We start from the raw sequence: 18,082 nt of genomic DNA, 5'->3' as shown, positions 1-18,082 counted from the left end.
GCCGCGCCGAGTGTGCGGCCAGCCGCGCGCTCGCGATCAGCCCGCCTTGCGGTACCGGCGGTACCGCATTTAGTGTCGGCAACATGACGACTCGCCCGCCGATCCACCTTGGTTCTACGCAGGGCCCTCGGGACGGTTCCGGAGAGCCGGTCCTGCTACTGCACGGGTTCCTCATGTCGCAGACGGTGTGGGACGGGGTGGCGCCGCGGCTGGCCGACACCGGTCGCTACGAGGTGTTCGCCCCGACCATGGCCGGGCACAACGGCGGACCGTATGCGGGCACCTGGCTGTTGAGCTCATCGGTGCTGGCCGACCACGTCGAGCGGCAGCTCGACGAACTCGGCTGGGACAACGCCCACATGGTGGGCAACTCGCTGGGCGGCTGGGTCGCGTTCGAACTCGAGCGGCGCGGGCGGGCGCGCAGCGTGACCGGCATCGGTGCCGCGGGCGGCTGGACGCGCTGGAGCCCGGTCAAATTCGAGGTGATCAGCAAGTTCCTCTCGGGCATGCCGTTGCTGGTGCTGGCGCGATTGCTCGGTCAACGGACCCTGCAGCTGCCGTTCAGCCGGCGCCTGGCGACCCTGCCGCTGAGCGCGTCGCCGGACGGCGTCAGCGAACGCGAACTGTCCGGCGTCATCGACGACGCCGCGCATTGCCCGGCCTATTTCCAGCTGCTTTTCAAGTCGCTGATGCAGCCCGGGTTGCTCGAGTTGGCCGAGACCGCGGTGCCCGTCCAGCTGGTGCTGTGCGAGAAGGACCGCGTGGTGCCGCCCAGCAGATTCAGCCGGCATTTCACCGATCACCTGCCCGCGGGAACGAAGATCACCAAGCTCGACGGTGTCGGGCACGTTCCGATGTTCGAGGCGCCCGAGCGCGTGACCCAGGTCATCTCAGAATTCATCGACGAGTGCAGCCCGCCGCTGCGGGCGGCCGAAAACCCGCCGGCTAGTTAGTTAGTCAGTTCCTTTTCGAGGTTCTCGGCGATCGAGTTGAGGAATTCCTCGCTGTTCTGCCACTCCTGGTCAGGACCGATGAGGATGGCGAGGTCCTTGGTCATCTTGCCGCCCTCGACGGTGCCGATGACGACGTCCTCCAGCTTCTGGGCGAACTCGATCACCTCAGGCGTGTCGTCCAGCTTTCCGCGATGCTGCAGACCGCGCGTCCAGGCGAAGATCGAGGCGATCGGGTTGGTCGACGTCGGCTTGCCGGCCTGGTACTGCCGGAAATGCCTGGTGACGGTGCCGTGTGCGGCTTCCGCCTCGACCGTCTTGCCGTCCGCGGTCATCAGCACCGACGTCATCAATCCCAGGGATCCGTAGCCCTGCGCGACGGTGTCCGACTGGACGTCGCCGTCGTAGTTCTTACAGGCCCACACGTAGCCGCCCTCCCACTTAAGGCAGGCCGCCACCATGTCGTCGATAAGCCGGTGCTCGTAGGTCAGCCCCTCGGCCTCGAACTTGTCCTTGAATTCCTCTTCGTAGATGCGCTGGAACTCGTCTTTGAACATGCCGTCGTAGGCCTTGAGGATGGTGTTCTTCGTCGACAGATACACCGGCCATTTGGCGTTCAGGCCGTACGCGAAGGACGCGCGGGCGAAATCGCGGATGGATTCCTTGAAGTTGTACATCCCCATCACGACACCGCCGTCCTCGGGGATGGACACCATCTCGTGCACCATCGGCTCGCTGCCGTCTGCGGGCGTGAAAGTCAATGTCACGGTTCCGGGCTTGTCGACCTTGAAGTTGGTCGCCCGGTACTGATCACCGAAAGCATGACGGCCGATGACGATTGGCTTGGTCCAGCCCGGAACCAGCCGCGGGACATTGGAGATCACGATCGGTTCGCGGAAAATGGTGCCGCCCAAGATGTTTCGGATCGTCCCGTTGGGCGACAGCCACATCTTCTTCAGGTTGAACTCCTGGACGCGCGCCTCGTCGGGAGTGATGGTCGCGCACTTGACGCCCACACCGTGCTTCTTGATGGCGTAGGCCGCGTCGATCGTCACCTGGTCGTCGGTGCGGTCGCGGTGCTCCATGCCCAGGTCGTAGTACTCCAGGTTGATGTCGAGATGGGGCAGGATCAGCATGTCCTTGATGAGCTTCCAGATGACGCGGGTCATCTCGTCGCCGTCGAGCTCGACTATCGGGCCCTTGACTTTGATCTTGGATTCGTTGGACATAGCGAGTTCGACTTTCTTCTTGCGACTCTCAGCCTGAGGAGGCTTGCGAAGCTGCTAGCGCTTCATTGAACGTTTTGCTCGGCCGCATCACCGCAGTCGTCTTCTCGGCGTCCGGGCGGTAGTAGCCACCGATGTCGACCGCCTCGCCCTGCGCCTGCGCGAGTTCGCCCACGATGGCGTCCTCGTTGCGGCCCAGTTCCTCGGCCAGCGCGGCGAAGTGCGCGCGCAACTCTTCGTCGTCGGATTGCGCGGCAAGTTGCTCGGCCCAGTACAGCGCCAGGTAGAACTGGCTGCCGCGGTTGTCGAGTTCGCCGGTCTTGCGCGACGGGCTCTTGTTGTTGTCCAAAAGCTTGCCGATCGCCGCGTCCAGGGTCTTGCCCAGAATCTTGGCGCGCTCGTTGTCGGTCTTGATGCCGATGTCTTCGAAACACGCTTCCAGAGCGAGGAACTCGCCGAGGGAATCCCAGCGCAGATGATTTTCCTCGACCAGTTGGTGCACGTGCTTGGGCGCCGAACCGCCTGCTCCGGTTTCGTACATTCCGCCGCCGGACATCAGCGGAACGATGGACAGCATCTTGGCGCTGGTCCCGAGCTCCAGGATCGGGAACAGGTCGGTGAGGTAGTCGCGCAGGATGTTTCCCGTCGCGGCAATGGTGTCCTGCCCGCGCATCAGGCGCTCCAGCGTGTACCTCATGGCCCACACCTGCGGCATGATCTGGATCTGCAAGCCCTCGGTGTCGTGCTCCTTCAGGTAGGCCTTGACCTTCTTGCGCAGCTCGACCTCGTGCGGCCGTTCGGTGTCCAGCCAGAACACCACCGTCATGCCCGAGTTTCGGGCCCGGGTGACGGCCAGCTTGACCCAGTCGCGGATCGCTTCGTCGGTGACGATGGGCATCCGCCAGATGTCGCCTTCTTCCACATTCTGGGTGAGCAGGACTTCCCCGGTGTCGAGGTCGACGATGTTGGCGACGCCGTCTTCGGGAATCTCGAACGTCTTGTCGTGCGAGCCGTACTCCTCGGCCTGCTGCGCCATCAGGCCGACGTTGGGCACCGTGCCCATCGTCGTCGGGTCGAACTGCCCGTGGGTTTTACAGAAATTGATGATCTCCTGGTAGATGCGGGCGAACGTCGACTCGGGGTTGACGGCCTTGGTGTCCTTCTGCCGCCCGTCGGCGCCCCACATCTTGCCGCCGGCGCGGATCATCGCCGGCATCGACGCATCCACGATCACGTCGCTGGGCGAATGGAAGTTGGTGATGCCCTTGGCCGAATCGACCATCGCCAGCTCGGGTCGGTGTTCGTGGCAGGCGTGGACGTCGCGGATGATCTCCTCGCGCAGCGACGCGGGCAGCGACTCGATCTTGTCGTAGAGATCCGCCAAGCCGTTGTTGACGTTGACGCCGAGTTCGTCGAACAGCGCCTGGTGCTTGGCGAACGCGTCCTTGTAGAAGACCTTCACGGCGTGACCGAAGACGATAGGGTGCGACACCTTCATCATCGTCGCCTTGACGTGCAGGGAGAACATCACGCCGGTTTCGTAGGCGTCCTGCATCTGCTCCTCGTAGAACTCGCAGAGCGCCTTCTTGCTCATGAACATGCTGTCGATGACGTCGCCGTCGCGCAGCTCGACCTTGGGTTTGAGCTCGAGGGTCTGCCCGCCTTTGGTTTCCAGCACCATCTTCACGTTGCGCGCGCGATCCAGCGTCATCGACTTCTCGCCGTGGTAGAAGTCGCCGTGCCGCATGGTCGCGACGTGGGTGCGCGCCGCCGGCGAGAACTCCCCCATGCTGTGCGGGTGCTTGCGCGCGTACTCCTTGACGGCCTTGGGCGCACGTCGGTCGGAGTTGCCTTCACGCAGTACCGGGTTGACCGCGCTGCCAAGGCATTTGGCGTATCGCTCGCGAATTGCCTTGTCCTCGTCGGTCTTCGGACTCTGCGGAAAGTCCGGAATCTTGTACCCCTTGCCTTGCAACTCCTTGATCGCGGCGACCAACTGGGGCACCGAGGCGCTGATGTTGGGCAGCTTGATGATGTTGGTGTCGGGTCGCTTCGTCAGCGCACCCAGTTCCGCCAGGTCGTCCGGCACCCGCTGCTCTTCGGTCAGGTCATCGGGGAACTCGGCAAGGATCCGAGCGGCCACGGAGATGTCACGCGCCTCGATCTTGATGCCCGCGGGCTCGGCGAAGGCTCGCAGAATCGGCAGGAACGCGTAGGTCGCCAGCAGCGGCGCCTCGTCGGTCAGCGTGTAGATGACGGTCGGCTGTTCGGCGCACACGGTTGGTCCATCTCCCGGCGTTGGGTCAGAGGCGTTGGGTCAGATATGGATGGGGTTCAGCGTTCTGCTTGCCACGTTATCAAGGGGATTTGGACAGGTGTCGACCCGCAGGCCAGCCCGCACACTGGGGCACCGATGGCGGCACCGATGGCCACACCGATGGCCGCACCGATGGCCGCTGCATCGGCCCATTGGCGCCCCCTCCGCACAATAAGCTAGGCTTCGTATCGGTCATGAGCGCCAGCGACAAGCCCCGGCTTGCTGGCCGGCAACCCTCCAACCGCGGTGGGGTGCCCCGGGTGATGACCAGGTTGAGTAGCCGCAACGGGCTATCCGGCAAGCGCGGGTCCGCCATGACGGGCCCCTGACTAGAGGGGAAGCTTTCCATGAGCGACGAAACCAGTCTCAAGCCCGATCCGACCGCACACGGCTCGTCCGAAACCTGGTCGTTCGAGACGAAGCAGGTCCACGCCGGCCAGACTCCCGACCCGGCGACCAGCGCCCGTGCCCTGCCGATTTACCAGACCACGTCCTACACGTTCAACGACACCAGCCACGCGGCCGCGCTGTTCGGGCTCGAGGTTCCGGGCAACATCTACACCCGCATCGGGAACCCCACCACCGACGTCGTCGAACAGCGCATCGCCGCGCTCGAGGGCGGCGTGGCCGCGCTCTTCCTGTCCTCCGGGCAGGCCGCTGAGACGTTCGCCATATTGAACCTCGCGAGTGCCGGGGATCACATCGTCTCGAGTCCGCGGCTGTACGGCGGCACTTACAACTTGTTCCACTATTCGCTGGCGAAGCTCGGCATCGACGTCAGCTTCGTCGAGGATCCCGACGACCTGGACTCCTGGCACGCCGCGGTGCGGCCGAACACCAAGGCGTTCTTCGGCGAAACCATCTCCAACCCGCAGATCGACATCCTGGACACCCCGGGGGTCGCCGGCGTGGCCCACGCCAACGGTGTACCGCTGATCGTCGACAACACCATCGCCACACCGTATTTGATTCAGCCTCTGGCGCAGGGCGCCGACATCGTCGTGCACTCGGCCACCAAATATCTGGGCGGGCACGGCGCGGCGATCGCCGGCGTCATCGTCGACGGCGGCACGTTCGACTGGACGCAGGGTCGCTTTCCCGGGTTCACCACACCCGACCCGAGTTACCACGGCGTGGTGTACGCCGAGCTGGGACCGCCGGCCTATGCGGTCAAGGCCCGCGTGCAACTGCTGCGCGACTACGGGTCGGCGGCGGCGCCGTTCAACGCGTTCCTGGTGGCACTGGGCCTGGAGACGTTGAGTCTGCGCGTGGAGCGCCACGTCGCCAATGCGCAACGCGTCGCCGAGTTCCTGGCCGCGCGCGACGATGTGCTGTCGGTCAATTACGCCGGGCTGCCCAGCTCGCCGTGGCATGAGCGCGCAAAGAAGCTGGCGCCCAAGGGAACCGGGGCCGTTCTGGCGTTCGAGCTGGCAGGCGGTGTCGAGGCCGGCAAAGCGTTCGTCAACGCGCTGCAACTGCACAGTCACGTCGCCAACATCGGCGACGTGCGCTCCCTGGTGATTCATCCCGCGTCGACCACGCACGCCCAGCTGAGCCCCGCCGAGCAGCTGAGCACCGGAGTCAGCCCGGGGCTGGTGCGGCTGGCCGTCGGCATCGAGGGGATCGACGACATCCTCGCCGACTTGGAGCTGGGCTTCGCCGCTGCGCGGAAATTCGGTGCGCCCGCAGCAGGGTCCGCTCAAGCCGGCGACCCGCAGACGGTGGCGGCGTTCTGAGGACCTCAGACGTGACGATTTTCGAAATTCCCACCCAAACGCTGCCCGCCGAAGGCGAAATCGGCTTGGTCGACATCGGCTCGCTCACGCTCGAGAACGGTGCGGTGATCGACGATGTCTACATCGCCATCCAGCGCTGGGGTGAATTGTCGCCAACGCGTGACAACGTGGTGGTGGTGCTGCATGCGCTCACCGGGGATTCGCACATCACCGGACCCGCCGGGCCCGGGCACCCCACCGCCGGATGGTGGGCCGGAGTGGCCGGCCCGGGCGCCCCGATCGACACCAACCGCTGGTGCGCTGTGGCCACCAATGTGCTGGGTGGTTGCAGCGGCTCTACGGGGCCGAGTTCCCTTGCCAGGGACGGAAAGCCGTGGGGCTCGAGGTTTCCGCACATTTCCGTGCGGGATCAGGTGGAAGCGGACGTCGCCGCGCTGGCGGCGCTGGGTATCGAACGGGTTGCCGCTGTCGTGGGCGGATCCATGGGCGGCGCAAGGGCTTTGGAATGGATAGTCAGCCACCCCGACGATGTTGGGGCCGGGCTACTGCTGGCCGTCGGTGCGCGCGCCACCGCCAACCAGATCGGAACCCAATCCACTCAGATCGCCGCCATCAAGACCGACCCGAACTGGCAGGGCGGCGATTACTACGACAGCGGCCGAACACCGGATGCCGGCCTGGCGATTGCCCGCCGCTTCGCGCACCTGACCTACCGCGGCGAGGTCGAGCTCGACACCCGGTTCGCCAACGGCGGCCAGGGCGATGAGGACCCATTGAACGGCGGCCGCTACGCAGTGCAGAGCTATCTGGAATACCAGGGCGACAAGCTGGTGGACCGGTTCGATGCCGGTAGCTACGTTGTCCTGACCGAGACGCTCAACAGCCACGACGTCGGCCGTGGCCGCGGCGGGGTTCGCGAGGCGCTGCGCAGGTGCCCGGTGCCGGTGGTAGTCGGCGGTATCACCAGTGACCGGCTGTACCCGCTGCGGTTGCAGGAGGAACTGGCCGAGCTGCTGCCCGGCTGCACCGGCCTGCAGGTGGTCGACTCTCCCTACGGGCACGACGGCTTCCTACTGGAATTTGAGGCGGTCAGCGACATGATCAGTAAGACCCTCGAATTGGCCCGGCTCGAATTGGCCCACGACGAATTGGCCCAGAACGAAAGCGCGTGACGGCAGCGTTGTGATGAACTCTGAGATGATGACGTCCGACATTCCACGCCAGACTCCCGCCCAGACGCTGCCCCCCGAAGGCGAAATCGGCCTGGTCGACATCGGCTCACTCACGCTCGAAAGCGGTGCGGTGATCGACGATGTCCGGATAGCCGTTCAGCGCTGGGGCGAATTGTCGCCAACGCGTGACAACGTGGTTGTGGTGATGCACGCGCTCACCGGCGATTCGCACATCACGGGACCCGCAGGACCCGAGCATCCCACGGCCGGCTGGTGGGACGGGGTGGCCGGGCCGGGCGCCCCGATCGACACCAACCGCTGGTGCGCGGTGGCCACCAACGTGCTGGGCGGTTGTCGTGGCTCCACCGGGCCCAGCTCGTATGCGCCGGACGGCAAGCCGTGGGGCTCCAGGTTTCCGCGCATTTCCGTGCGGGATCAGGTTGAGGCGGACGTCGCCGCGCTCGCCGCACTGGGCATCAAGCAGGTCGCCGCCGTCATCGGCGGATCGATGGGCGGTCTAAGGGCTTTGGAGTGGATGGTGGGTCGCCCGGACCAGGTCCGGGCCGCACTGCTGTTGGCGATGAGCGCCCGCAGCTCCGCTGACCTGATCGGCCATCTGGAGACCCAGATTTCGGTCATCAAGGGCGACCCCGACTGGCAGGGCGGCGACTACTACGGCACCGGGCGCAAGCCCGATTTCGGGATGTCCATCGCCCGTCGCTTCGCCCACCTGACCTACCGCGGCGAGGCCGAGCTCGACACCCGGTTCGCCAACGGCAGCCAGGGCGATGAGGACCCGTTGAACGGCGGCCGCTACGCGGTGCAGAGCTACCTGGAGCACCAGGGCGACAAGCTGGTGGACCGCTTTGACGCTGGTACCTACGTGGCGTTGAGCGCATCGTGTAGCAGCCACGACGTCGGCCGCGGCCGCGGCGGGGTGCGAAAAGCGCTGCGCGGGTGCCCGGTACCCGTCGTCGTCGGCGGCATCACCAGTGACCGGCTGTACCCGCTGCGGTTCCAGGAGGAACTGGCCGAGCTGCTGCCGGGCTGCACCGGCCTGCATGTGCTCGAATCCCCGTACGGTCACGACGGCTTCCTGATCGAAGCCGAGGCGGTCAACGACTTGATCCGCAAGACCCTGGAATTGGCCGGGAACGAAGGCGCGTGACAAGCACATGACCAAGGTGACCCGCCCCAGGCACGACCGCTCGCTGTCGTTCGGTTCCGCGGCCGCTGCGTACGAGCGTGGGCGTCCGTCGTATCCGCCCGAAGCGATCGACTGGTTGTTGCCGCGTGGCGCGCGTCAAGTGCTCGACCTCGGTGCGGGTACCGGCAAGCTGACCACGCGCCTGGTGGAGCGCGGCCTGGACGTGGTGGCCGTCGACCCCATTCCGGACATGCTGGAGGTGCTGCGCAGTTCGCTGCCGGAGACTCGCGCGGTGCTGGGCACCGCCGAGGAGATTCCGTTGGAGGACAACAGCGTTGACGCGGTCCTGGTCGCCCAGGCGTGGCACTGGGTGGATTCCGAGCGCGCTGTTCCCGAGGTGGCCCGCGTGCTGCGGCCGGGCGGCCGGTTGGGTCTGGTCTGGAACACCCGTGACGAAAGGCTCGGCTGGGTACGCGAACTGGGCGAGATCATCGGCAGCGATGGCGACAGGGGTCGCTTCGACGTCGGATTGCCCGCGCCGTTCGCCGAGCCGCAGCGCCATCAAGTCGAATGGACGAATTACCTTACCCCGCAAGCCTTGATCGACCTGGTGGCTTCGCGTAGTTACTGCATCACTTCCCCGACCGAGGTCCGCACCAGGACGCTCGACCAGGTGCGCGAGTTGCTGGCCACCCATCCGGCGCTCGCGAATTCCACCGGCCTGGCGATGCCTTACGTCACCGTGTGCATCCGCGCGACCCTGGCCGAGTAGGGCCGGTTATAGGGCGGACGCCAGCAGTTACCACTCGTCGTCGTCCTCGTCGTAGCGCAACAGTTTCTCGGGGTGATGGAAGGTGTTGGTTCGCGGTTGGCCGCGATCCAAGTGTGGGGGCGGGATCCATTCGGTGTCGCCGTTCGTGCGTTTTCGAGTTGTCCATCCGCCGGGTTGCAGCAGCCGGTGGTGGGGGCCGCAGCCGAAGGTGAGCTCATTGACGTCGGTAGTGCGGCACTTCGCGTAATCGGTGACGTGATGGACTTCGCTGTAATACCCGGGCACGTCGCAGCCCGGCGCCGAGCAGCCGCGGTCCTTGGCGTACAACACAATCCGCTGGGCGGGGTTGGCGAGCCGTTTCGTGTGATAGAGCGCCAGCGCCTTGCCCTTGTCGAAGATGGCGAGGTAGTGACGGGCATGCCGGGCCAGGCGGATCACGTCGCTCATGGGCAGGATGGTGCCGCCACCGGTGAGGCCCGTGCCGGCGGCGGCTTCCAGCTCGGTGAGGGTAGTGGTGACGACGATGGACGCCGGTAACCCATTGTGCTGACCGAGCTTTCCCGACGCGAGTAGAGCGCGCAGCGCGGCATTGAGCCCATCGTGATTGCGCTGGCCCGCCGAGCGGGCGTCTCTGTCGATAGCCTCTTGAGCGGGCGCGCCGTCGACACACGGGGCCTGGTCTTCGGGGTTGCACATCCCGGGCGCGGCCAGCTTGGCCAGCACCGCCTCCAGTGTGGCGCGGGCCTCCGGTGTCAACCAGCCTCGCAGCTGCGACATCCCATCCAAGCCCTGGCTGCCCAGCGTCAGTCCGCGGCGGCGCGCGCGATCCTCGTGGGTGTAGGTGCCGTCGGGGTTGAGGCAGTCAGCCAGCGTGTCGGCGAGCCCGGCCAGTTGTTCCGGACGAAACTGGCTGCCCTGCTTGGTCAATTCGGCTTCGGCCTGCTCTCGGGTGGAGTCATCGATCCAGCCCGGCAGCTGGTGATGGAAGCGGCGGATGACCGCGACCTGCCCAGCGCCGAGCTTGCCTTCCCGTTGTGCGGCGGCGGTGCCCGGCAGCACAGGAGGGAGGGGTTCTCCCGTCAATGCTTGCCGGGGACCCAGATCGGCGGCTTCGCGGATGCGCCGGGAAGCCTCGGCGCGACTGATCAGCGTCCACTCGGCCATAGCATGCGAGAGCTTGCCGCCCATCTCCTCCGGAGTGGCTTGGCGGCCAAGCTGATTGATCAGCGGATGCTCCACCGCCGGTAACCGGCGACGCGCCCGTTCGCAGCGCTCCAAGAAGCGGAAGCGTTCGGGCGTGGTCAACGGATCGAAGTCCAGCGCGGCGACCACGTCGAGTGCGGCGTCCAACGCATCAAAAGCAGCCGCCATCGCCTCGCGGTCGACAGCTGCGCCGGAACTCATATTGCGAAACTAGCCCGACCCACCGACAAAAACGCCGTCAAGAAAACCACTGACGCACACTGAAAAAGTTCGTCAGAAATTCAATCCGGAGAACATGATCCGGTTCGGGTCGTACTTCTGCCGGACGGTCGTCAGCCGTGGCAGATTCGGTCCGAAGTAGCGGGCCGCCTCGGTGTTGGCCTCCAGGTAGTTGACGTAACCGCCGGCCGAAAACTGTTGCACCGCTTGATGCGCGGAATTCAGCCACTGATTCGCAGCGGAGACCTGGCTCCCGGCCGGCTCCACATACCATTGCAGCACCGCGGACTGCTGACGCCAGGGAAACGCGGTGTCTCCGGCGGCCACATCGCCCACCGCCCCGCCCAACGGGTCGACGAGCACCGACGCTTGTCCCGCCGAGGCGGGCCACTGCCCGATCGCGGTGGCAATGGCATGGGCCGCAGCCGAATCCACGGGGCCGATGACGTCGGATCCGGCGACGAACCCACGGGGCGGAGGTGCCGCGCTACCGCCGGCCAGAAACATCACCAGATCCATATGGCTCATCGTCTTGTTCTGCACCGCGGTGGGCGCCACGCCGACCGCCGATTTGGTGGCATCGGCCACCCCGGCTCCCGCGCCCGCCGGACAAATCGCCAGAATGTGGCACCTCGGAGTCGCGCCGATGGCGAGATCGACGATTCCGCCGGTGTTTCGGTCCGCGGCGGTCAGCCAGGACTGCCAGCCGACGAGCACCTGAACGGCCGACGCCGGCGGGAAATCGAGCCGGACCACGTCGCTGTCGGCGGTGGCGAAGGTCCCGAACGTCATCGACGTGATCACACCGAAATTGCCACCGCCACCGCCGCAAAGGGCCCAGAACAGATCCGGATGGTCACTAGCCGAGGCGGTGACCACATCGCCGCTCGGCAGCACCACGGTGGCGGACTTCAGTGCGTCGCACGTCAGGCCCGCGTGCCGGGAATCGGCCCCAATACCGCCGCCGAGCGCCAGCCCCGCGACGCCGACCGTCGGACAGCTCCCGGTGGGGATCGCGCGGCCCGCCGCGGCGCACGCCTGGTGGACCGCATACAGATTCGTCGCCGGCGTCACCGTGACGTTGCCGCTAACGCCGTCGAAATTCGCGCCCCCCGGTAGCCCGCGCAGGTCGAGCACCATCGTGCCGGGAGCGCTGGACGCGCCGACGTAGGAATGGCCTCCCCCGCGCGGCGCGACCTTCAGGTTGTGCGCCGTGGCGAACGACAAGGCCTTCTGCACATCGGCCTGCGACGAAACCCTCACCACCGCAGCGGGATTGGAGTTGTCGTAGAACGAATTGAAGACTTGCTTGCCCGTCGCGAACTGAGTTCCGTTGGCCGGCAACAGAACAGTGCCGCCGATCGACGAGGCCAGACCACCCCAGCCGGGATCCGGGTCGGCCGCGGCACGCGGACCGCCGAACACCGCCCCGCTCGCCAATGCGACGGCGCCGCGAAGAAACGTCTGCCGGGAGATCGCACCGGAGATCGCGGGGTCAGACGGACGGCTGCGATTCGTCGTCATGCGCCGAGATTCTGGACCATTTCGCCGGGAAAGTCCGGTGTCGACGCGCGGGCCGGATGCAGCCGCTCCAATAACCGCTCCAATAACCGCCCCAATAACCGCCCCAATAACTGATGTCGCGGGCACGTCGCGTTCACGAAACGCATAGTGTGCAAACCTTTATCTCCCCGTGTTGTAAATGTGACAGTAGTAGATCAAAGTTCCTAGAGTGATTTGAGTGCTGTGAGTGCACTCGGGACAGATGGGGAAACTGTTGAAGGCTCTGGCACGAACTCAGGACTGGCTGTGGCTGTTTCGTCGTCAGCCCCTGACAATCCGCCTGCTGGCGGCGGTAGCCGCCCTGCTCACGGTGGCAGCGGCCTTTTCGGCGCCCGCCGAGGCGGACCCGGCGACCGACGACGCCTTCATCGACGCGCTGAACCACGCCGGCGTCGACTTCGGCCAACCCGGCAACGCGATGGCCGTCGGCGAATCCATCTGCCCGATGCTCGCCCAGCCGGGCGGGAGCATGGCCGCAGCCGTGCAGCGCGTGCGGGGCGCCGGCCTGTCGCCGGGAATGGCTCAGATGTTCACCACGATCGCGATACAGACGTACTGCCCGACCGAGATGGCAACCCTAGCCAACGGAAACATAGCCAACGGCAACCTATCTGGTGTGCCGCAGGTCCCGGGCATGCCGGGGGGGATGCCGGGCATGCCGGGAGGGATGCCGGGTGTGCCTGGGGGCATGCCCGGCATCCCAGGCACACCGGGGATCTAAAGCCGGGGATCTAACGCGTTCCCAGCGGGTCGATGGTCGACGCGATGTAGATCATCGCCGCCCCGACCATCGCGGTCGTCACGAAGTCGGTGCCCTTGCTGCGCACCACCAGCAGCCCGGCACGGTCTTCGGACAAGACCAGCCGCAGCGCCGCCGCCACCCCGACGCCGATGCCGATCAGCAGCGAGCCGCGGCGCCAGAAGTTGGCCCCGACCAACACCAAAGCCACGGCGAAGATCAGCCCGACCGACAGAATCGGCCACTGGGCTCGCACCAGCGCCCGCAGGAGGGACCTGGCGGTCATCGCTGCTCGGCCAACTCGACGACGTTGGTCAGCAGGAACGCCCGGGTCAGCGGGCCGACGCCGCCGGGATTCGGTGACACGTGACCGGCGACGTCCCACACGTCCGGATGCACGTCGCCGACGAGCTTGCCGTCCACCCGGCTGACGCCGACGTCGAGCACTGCGACGCCGGGCCGCACCATGTCGGCGGTCAGCAGGTGCGGCACTCCTACCGCGGCCACGATGATGTCCGCCTGCTTGGTCAACGCGGGCAGGTCGCGAGTTCCGGTGTGGCACAACGTCACCGTGGCGTTCTCGGAGCGGCGGGTCAGCAGCAGGCCCAGCGGGCGGCCCACCGTGACACCCCGGCCGATGACGACCACGTGCGCCCCGGCGATCTCGACGTCGTAGCGCCGCAACAAATGCACGATGCCGCGCGGGGTGCACGGCAGCGGGGCGGACTTGTTCAGCACCAGCCGGCCCAGGTTCGTCGGGTGCAGCCCGTCGGCGTCCTTGTCGGGGTCGACGCGCTCCAGCGCCGCGTTCTCGTCGAGGTGCTTGGGCAGCGGCAATTGCACGATGTAACCGGTGCAGTCGGGATTGCCGTTCAGCTCGTCGATCGTCTCGTCGAGCACGGCCGCGCTGATGTCGGCGGGCAGGTCGCGGCGGATCGAGTTGATGCCCACCTTGGCACAATCGGCGTGCTTGCCGCGGACGTAGGCCTGCGAGCCCGGGTCGTCCCCGACCAGGATGGTGCCCAGCCCGGGTGTGCGACCCGCGGCCGTCAACTCGGCGACGCGCTTCTTGAGGTCAACGAAGATCTCGTCACGGGTGGCCTTGCCGTCCAGCGTGATTGCGCCCACGCCTGACAGTGTTCCATGGCCAAGGATTACGCTGCCCACATGCCCGAGACCCCAGACGTGTTCTCGCCGGCCAAGCTGGGCCCCGTCACGCTGCGCAACCGGATCATCAAGGCCGCGACGTTCGAGGCACGCACGCCCGGCGCGCTGGTGAGCGACGACTTGATCGAATACCACCGGCTGCCGGCCGCCGGCGGGGTGGGCATGACCACCGTCGCCTACTGCGCGGTCTCGCCCGGCGGCCGCACGGAGGGCAACGGACTCTGGATGCGCCCCGAGGCGGTGCCGGGACTGCGGCGACTCACCGACGCGATCCATGCCGAGGGCGCGGCGGTGAGCGCGCAGATCGGCCACGCCGGCCCGGTGGCCAACGCCCGCTCCAACAAGGCCACCGCCCTGGCGCCGGTGCGGTTCTTCAACCCGATCGGGATGCGATTCGCGAAGAAGGCGACCCGCGAGGACATCGACGACGTCATCGAAGGACACGCCAACGCCGCGCGGCTGGCCATCGAGGCGGGCTTCGACGCGGTCGAAATCCATTTGGGTCACAACTATTTGGCGAGCTCATTCCTGTCGCCGCTGATCAACCGTCGCGACGACGAGTTCGGCGGATCGCTGGAGAACCGTGCCAAGCTGGCCCGCGGCATGGTGATGGCCGTCCGGCGCGCGGTGGAGAAAGAGGGGACGCCGATCGCGGTGACCGCCAAGCTGAACATGGCCGACGGTGTGCGCGGCGGCATCAGCACCGAGGAATCGCTGACCACCGCCAAATGGCTGCAGGACGACGGCGGGCTGGACGCGATCGAACTCACCGCCGGCAGCTCGCTAGTCAACCCGATGTATCTGTTCCATGGCGACGCACCGGTCAAGGAGTTCGCCGGCGCTTTCAAGCCGCCGCTGCGCTGGGGCATCCGCATGACCGGCAAGAAATTCCTTCGCGAGTACACCTACCGCGAGGCCTATCTTTTGCGCCACGCCAAGCTGTTCCGCGCCGAGCTGACGATGCCGCTGATCCTGCTCGGCGGCATCACCAACCGGGAGACGATGGACCTGGCGATGGCGGAGGGATTCCAATTCGTCGCGATGGCCCGGGCCCTGCTGGCCGAGCCGGACCTGATCAATCGGATCGCCGCCGACGGCGCCGCGCACGGCGTGCATTCGGCGTGCACGCACTGCAATCGCTGCATGCCCACGGTCTACAGCCGGACGCACTGCGTGGTCACCGGGGCGCCAGACGCTACCCGTTGACGGCGCCTGCACCAGCTAGAGTTGTGGCGATGACCGCAGCAGCACCGCCAGCGCTAACCGTTCGACACGATGGGTCGGAACGGACTTTCGCGGCGGGCCACGACGTGGTGGTCGGTCGCGATCTGCGCGCCGACATGCGCATCACGCACCCACTGATCTCGCGTGCCCATCTGCTGCTGCGCTTCGACCAGGGCAGGTGGCTGGCGATCGACAACGGTTCGCTGAACGGGACTTTCGTCAACGGCCGCCGGGTGCCGGTGGTCGACATCCACGACGGCCAGACCGTCAACATCGGCAATCCCGACGGGCCGCAGCTGACCTTCGAAATCGGCCACTACCAAGGGATGGCGGGTCGCCCACCCCGCACCGAGTCGATGGGCATCCCCGTGGCGGCACACGCGGCGGGAACGGCGTGGCCGCCCTCGCCGGCCCCGGGTCAGCCGGTCCCTCCACCCGCGCCACCCGGCCCGCCGGGGCGCCCGCCGAATCGCGCCGCGCCCCCACTGCGTCGACCGCATCCGGGCCCACCGCCGGGACCACCACCGGCGCGGCCGACTGCGTTTCCGCCAGGCGCGCCGCCACCGCCACCCAACTTCCCGCCGCCGCAGATTCCGGCGTCGGCGCCGGCCGCACCGCACACCGAGATGTCGCGCACCGCCCCCAAACAACCCGAGGTGGGCAACCTGGCAACGAAGATGTTCCAGGCGTTGCTGCCGTCGCGGTCCGGGGCGATACAGAAGCCGGTCGGCTCGCTCACGATCGGCCGTGCCACCGACAACGACATCGTGATCCAGGACGTGCTGGCGTCTCGCCATCACGCGTTTCTGACCCAGACGCCGCTGGGCACGGAAATCCGCGACGCGCACAGTGTCAACGGGACCTTCGTCAACGGTGTGCGGGTCGGGTCCGCTGTGCTCACCCAGGGCGACGTGGTCACGATCGGCAACGTCGACCTCGTGTTCACCGGCGACACGCTGGTCCGCCGCACGGAAGCGGCGACGCGCACCGGCGGCCTGGAGGTGAACTCGGTCTGCTTCACCGTCGACCACGGCAAGCAACTTCTGGACCACATCTCGCTGACCGCCCGGCCCGGCACGCTGACCGCCATCATCGGTGGTTCCGGCGCCGGCAAGACGACCCTGTCGCGGCTGATCGTCGGCTACACCACGCCGACTTCGGGCTCGGTGACCTTCGAGGGTCACAACATCCATACCGAATATGCGTCCATGCGCAGCAGGATCGGGATGGTCCCGCAGGACGACGTGGTGCACCGCCAGCTGACCGTCAACCAGGCCCTTGGCTACGCCGCCGAGCTGCGCCTGCCGCCCGACACCAGCAAAGAGGAACGCGCCCAGGTCGTCGCTCAGGTGCTCGAGGAACTCGAGCTGACCAAACACGCCGACACGCGGGTCGACAAGCTCTCCGGCGGCCAGCGCAAACGCGCTTCGGTGGCACTCGAGCTACTGACCCAACCATCGCTGCTGCTTCTCGACGAGCCCACCTCCGGTCTGGACCCGGCGCTGGACCGTCAGGTCATGCTGATGCTGCGCCAGCTCGCCGACGCCGGCCGCGTGGTGTTGGTGGTGACCCACTCCGTGTCCTATCTCGACGTCTGCGATCAGATCCTGCTGGTCGCGCCCGGCGGTAAGACCGCATTCTGCGGGCCGCCCGACCAGGTCGAGGCCGCTATGGGGACTCGCAACTGGGCCGACATCTTCGCCAAGGTGGGCGCCGATCCCGACGAGGCCAACCGCCGCTTCAAGGAACGCAACCAGCCGTCGTCGCAGGCGCCGGCTCCCGAGAGCCCGGCGGATCTGGGCGAACCACCCCAAACCGACCTGTGGCGGCAGCTATCGACGATCGCCCGCCGTCAGGTTCGCCTCGTCGTGTCCGACCGCGGTTACACGATCTTCCTGGCGATCTTGCCGTTCCTCATCGGCGCGTTGTCGCTGACCGTGAAGGGTCCAAAGCCCGGCCTCGGTCCCGCCGACCCGCTCGGTCTCGCGCCCACGCAGCCGCAGTACATCATGGTGCTGTTGAACATCGGCGCCGTCTTCATGGGCACCGCGCTGACCATCCGCGACCTCATCGGCGAGCGCGCCATCTTCCGCCGGGAGCAGGCCGTCGGCCTGTCCACCACGGCGTACCTGCTGGCCAAAATCGTGGTGTTCTGCGTCTTCGCGACCGCGCAAGCAGCGATCGCAACGTTCATCGTGCGGCTGGGCAAGGGCGCGCCGACCGCAGACCCGCCTTTCTTCGGCAACTCGACGTTCTCGCTGTTCGTCACCGTCGCCGGCACCTGTGTTGCTTCCGCGATGCTCGGCCTGCTGTTGTCCGCCCTGGCGCAGTCCAACGAGCAGATCATGCCGCTGCTCGTGGTGTCGATCATGTCGCAGCTGGTGCTATCCGGCGGGATGATCCCGGTCTACCAACGCGTCGGCCTCGAGCAGCTCGCATGGCTGACACCCGCCAGGTGGGGCTACGCCGGCGGTGCGTCCTCGATCGACTTTCCGTCACTGGTGAAGGTCAAACAGATCCCGACCAACGACCCGGTCTGGCAGCACTCCAAACACATTCTGCTGTTCGACATGGTGATGCTCGGAGTGTTGAGCGTGGTCTACAGCGCCATCGTGTGGTGGAAGATCCGGCTCAAGCGGCACTGAAT

At 66.7% G+C, this 18,082-nt stretch carries 14 protein-coding genes and 1 riboswitch; of the genes, 8 read left to right on the top strand and 6 right to left on the bottom strand.

Going from position 1 to position 18,082, the window contains the following annotated elements; genetic code table 11:
- The first annotated feature begins 152 nt into the window (after window positions 1-152).
- Entirely contained in the window at window positions 153-953 is an 801-nt protein-coding gene (locus ACQI5H_RS03190) for an alpha/beta fold hydrolase (RefSeq protein ID WP_427078004.1), read from the top strand.
- Here the strand turns inward: ACQI5H_RS03190 and ACQI5H_RS03185 are convergent.
- Complete coding sequence (locus tag ACQI5H_RS03185) at window positions 950-2,179, bottom strand: NADP-dependent isocitrate dehydrogenase (RefSeq protein WP_427077946.1); 1,230 nt, start codon at window positions 2,177-2,179, stop codon at window positions 950-952. The genes ACQI5H_RS03190 and ACQI5H_RS03185 overlap by 4 nt on opposite strands.
- Window positions 2,180-2,207: 28 nt before the next feature.
- Window positions 2,208-4,454: an NADP-dependent isocitrate dehydrogenase gene (locus tag ACQI5H_RS03180; protein WP_427077945.1), complete on the bottom strand. Its 2,247-nt coding sequence runs from the start codon at window positions 4,452-4,454 to the stop codon at window positions 2,208-2,210.
- Between the two features lie 229 nt (window positions 4,455-4,683).
- Window positions 4,684-4,803: riboswitch (SAM riboswitch) on the top strand.
- A 37-nt stretch (window positions 4,804-4,840) separates the two neighbouring features.
- On the opposite strand from ACQI5H_RS03180, the gene ACQI5H_RS03175 reads away from it, so the two are divergent.
- The 4 genes from ACQI5H_RS03175 to ACQI5H_RS03160 are packed head-to-tail and all read left to right on the top strand — an operon-like array spanning window position 4,841 to window position 9,320.
- A complete protein-coding gene (locus ACQI5H_RS03175) occupies window positions 4,841-6,229 on the top strand; it encodes a bifunctional o-acetylhomoserine/o-acetylserine sulfhydrylase (protein ID WP_427077944.1) in 1,389 nt (462 codons plus the stop codon).
- An 11-nt stretch (window positions 6,230-6,240) separates the two neighbouring features.
- A complete protein-coding gene (metX, locus tag ACQI5H_RS03170; RefSeq protein ID WP_427077943.1) occupies window positions 6,241-7,401 on the top strand; it encodes a homoserine O-acetyltransferase MetX in 1,161 nt (386 codons plus the stop codon).
- Between the two features lie 28 nt (window positions 7,402-7,429).
- A complete protein-coding gene (metX, locus tag ACQI5H_RS03165; protein ID WP_427078003.1) occupies window positions 7,430-8,569 on the top strand; it encodes a homoserine O-acetyltransferase MetX in 1,140 nt (379 codons plus the stop codon).
- 16 nt (window positions 8,570-8,585) lie between these two features.
- The gene (locus tag ACQI5H_RS03160) at window positions 8,586-9,320 is read left to right on the top strand and encodes a class I SAM-dependent methyltransferase (RefSeq protein ID WP_427078002.1); all 735 of its coding nucleotides are present in this window, start codon (window positions 8,586-8,588) and stop codon (window positions 9,318-9,320) included.
- A 27-nt stretch (window positions 9,321-9,347) separates the two neighbouring features.
- Here the strand turns inward: ACQI5H_RS03160 and ACQI5H_RS03155 are convergent, their stop codons facing one another.
- Both ACQI5H_RS03155 and ACQI5H_RS03150 read right to left on the bottom strand, forming a co-directional pair.
- Window positions 9,348-10,724, bottom strand: a complete 1,377-nt coding sequence (locus tag ACQI5H_RS03155) for an HNH endonuclease signature motif containing protein (RefSeq protein ID WP_427077942.1) — start codon at window positions 10,722-10,724, stop codon at window positions 9,348-9,350.
- Between the two features lie 72 nt (window positions 10,725-10,796).
- Window positions 10,797-12,230 (bottom strand): FAD-binding protein, encoded by a 1,434-nt coding sequence (locus ACQI5H_RS03150; protein WP_427078001.1) that lies wholly within the window; start codon window positions 12,228-12,230, stop codon window positions 10,797-10,799.
- Between the two features lie 289 nt (window positions 12,231-12,519).
- Between ACQI5H_RS03150 and ACQI5H_RS03145 the strand changes: the two genes are divergently transcribed.
- Complete coding sequence (locus ACQI5H_RS03145) at window positions 12,520-13,026, top strand: DUF732 domain-containing protein (protein WP_427078000.1); 507 nt, start codon at window positions 12,520-12,522, stop codon at window positions 13,024-13,026.
- A 10-nt stretch (window positions 13,027-13,036) separates the two neighbouring features.
- Here ACQI5H_RS03145 and ACQI5H_RS03140 read toward each other — a convergent pair whose 3' ends face one another.
- The gene (locus ACQI5H_RS03140) at window positions 13,037-13,330 is read right to left on the bottom strand and encodes a DUF3017 domain-containing protein (protein ID WP_427077941.1); all 294 of its coding nucleotides are present in this window, start codon (window positions 13,328-13,330) and stop codon (window positions 13,037-13,039) included.
- On the bottom strand, window positions 13,327-14,172 hold the full coding sequence (locus tag ACQI5H_RS03135; protein ID WP_427077940.1) for a bifunctional methylenetetrahydrofolate dehydrogenase/methenyltetrahydrofolate cyclohydrolase: 846 nt from the start codon (window positions 14,170-14,172) through the stop codon (window positions 13,327-13,329). The genes ACQI5H_RS03140 and ACQI5H_RS03135 overlap by 4 nt, the downstream gene beginning before the upstream one ends.
- 39 nt (window positions 14,173-14,211) lie before the next feature.
- On the opposite strand from ACQI5H_RS03135, the gene ACQI5H_RS03130 reads away from it, so the two are divergent.
- Both ACQI5H_RS03130 and ACQI5H_RS03125 read left to right on the top strand, forming a co-directional pair.
- Complete coding sequence (locus ACQI5H_RS03130; RefSeq protein WP_427077939.1) at window positions 14,212-15,417, top strand: NADH:flavin oxidoreductase; 1,206 nt, start codon at window positions 14,212-14,214, stop codon at window positions 15,415-15,417.
- 29 nt (window positions 15,418-15,446) lie between these two features.
- On the top strand, window positions 15,447-18,080 hold the full coding sequence (locus ACQI5H_RS03125) for an FHA domain-containing protein (RefSeq protein ID WP_427077938.1): 2,634 nt from the start codon (window positions 15,447-15,449) through the stop codon (window positions 18,078-18,080).
- The last annotated feature ends 2 nt before the right edge of the window (window positions 18,081-18,082 follow it).

It is taken from the genome of Mycobacterium heidelbergense, assembly GCF_050205645.1.
Classification (GTDB): domain Bacteria; phylum Actinomycetota; class Actinomycetes; order Mycobacteriales; family Mycobacteriaceae; genus Mycobacterium; species Mycobacterium heidelbergense_A.
The sequence above is the reverse complement of the archived record's forward strand: the minus strand, read 5'-3'. Positions and strand labels throughout refer to the sequence as shown.

What these genes read in the sequence shown, in the direction of transcription:
- ACQI5H_RS03185 (WP_427077946.1), bottom strand. Translation starts at nt 2,179, where the DNA reads ATGTCCAACGAATCCAAGATCAAAGTCAAGGGCCCGATAGTCGAGCTC.
- ACQI5H_RS03175 (WP_427077944.1), top strand. Translation starts at nt 4,841, where the DNA reads ATGAGCGACGAAACCAGTCTCAAGCCCGATCCGACCGCACACGGCTCG.
- metX (WP_427078003.1), top strand. Translation starts at nt 7,430, where the DNA reads ATGACGTCCGACATTCCACGCCAGACTCCCGCCCAGACGCTGCCCCCC.
- ACQI5H_RS03155 (WP_427077942.1), bottom strand. Translation starts at nt 10,724, where the DNA reads ATGAGTTCCGGCGCAGCTGTCGACCGCGAGGCGATGGCGGCTGCTTTT.
- ACQI5H_RS03140 (WP_427077941.1), bottom strand. Translation starts at nt 13,330, where the DNA reads ATGACCGCCAGGTCCCTCCTGCGGGCGCTGGTGCGAGCCCAGTGGCCG.
- ACQI5H_RS03130 (WP_427077939.1), top strand. Translation starts at nt 14,212, where the DNA reads ATGCCCGAGACCCCAGACGTGTTCTCGCCGGCCAAGCTGGGCCCCGTC.
- ACQI5H_RS03125 (WP_427077938.1), top strand. Translation starts at nt 15,447, where the DNA reads ATGACCGCAGCAGCACCGCCAGCGCTAACCGTTCGACACGATGGGTCG.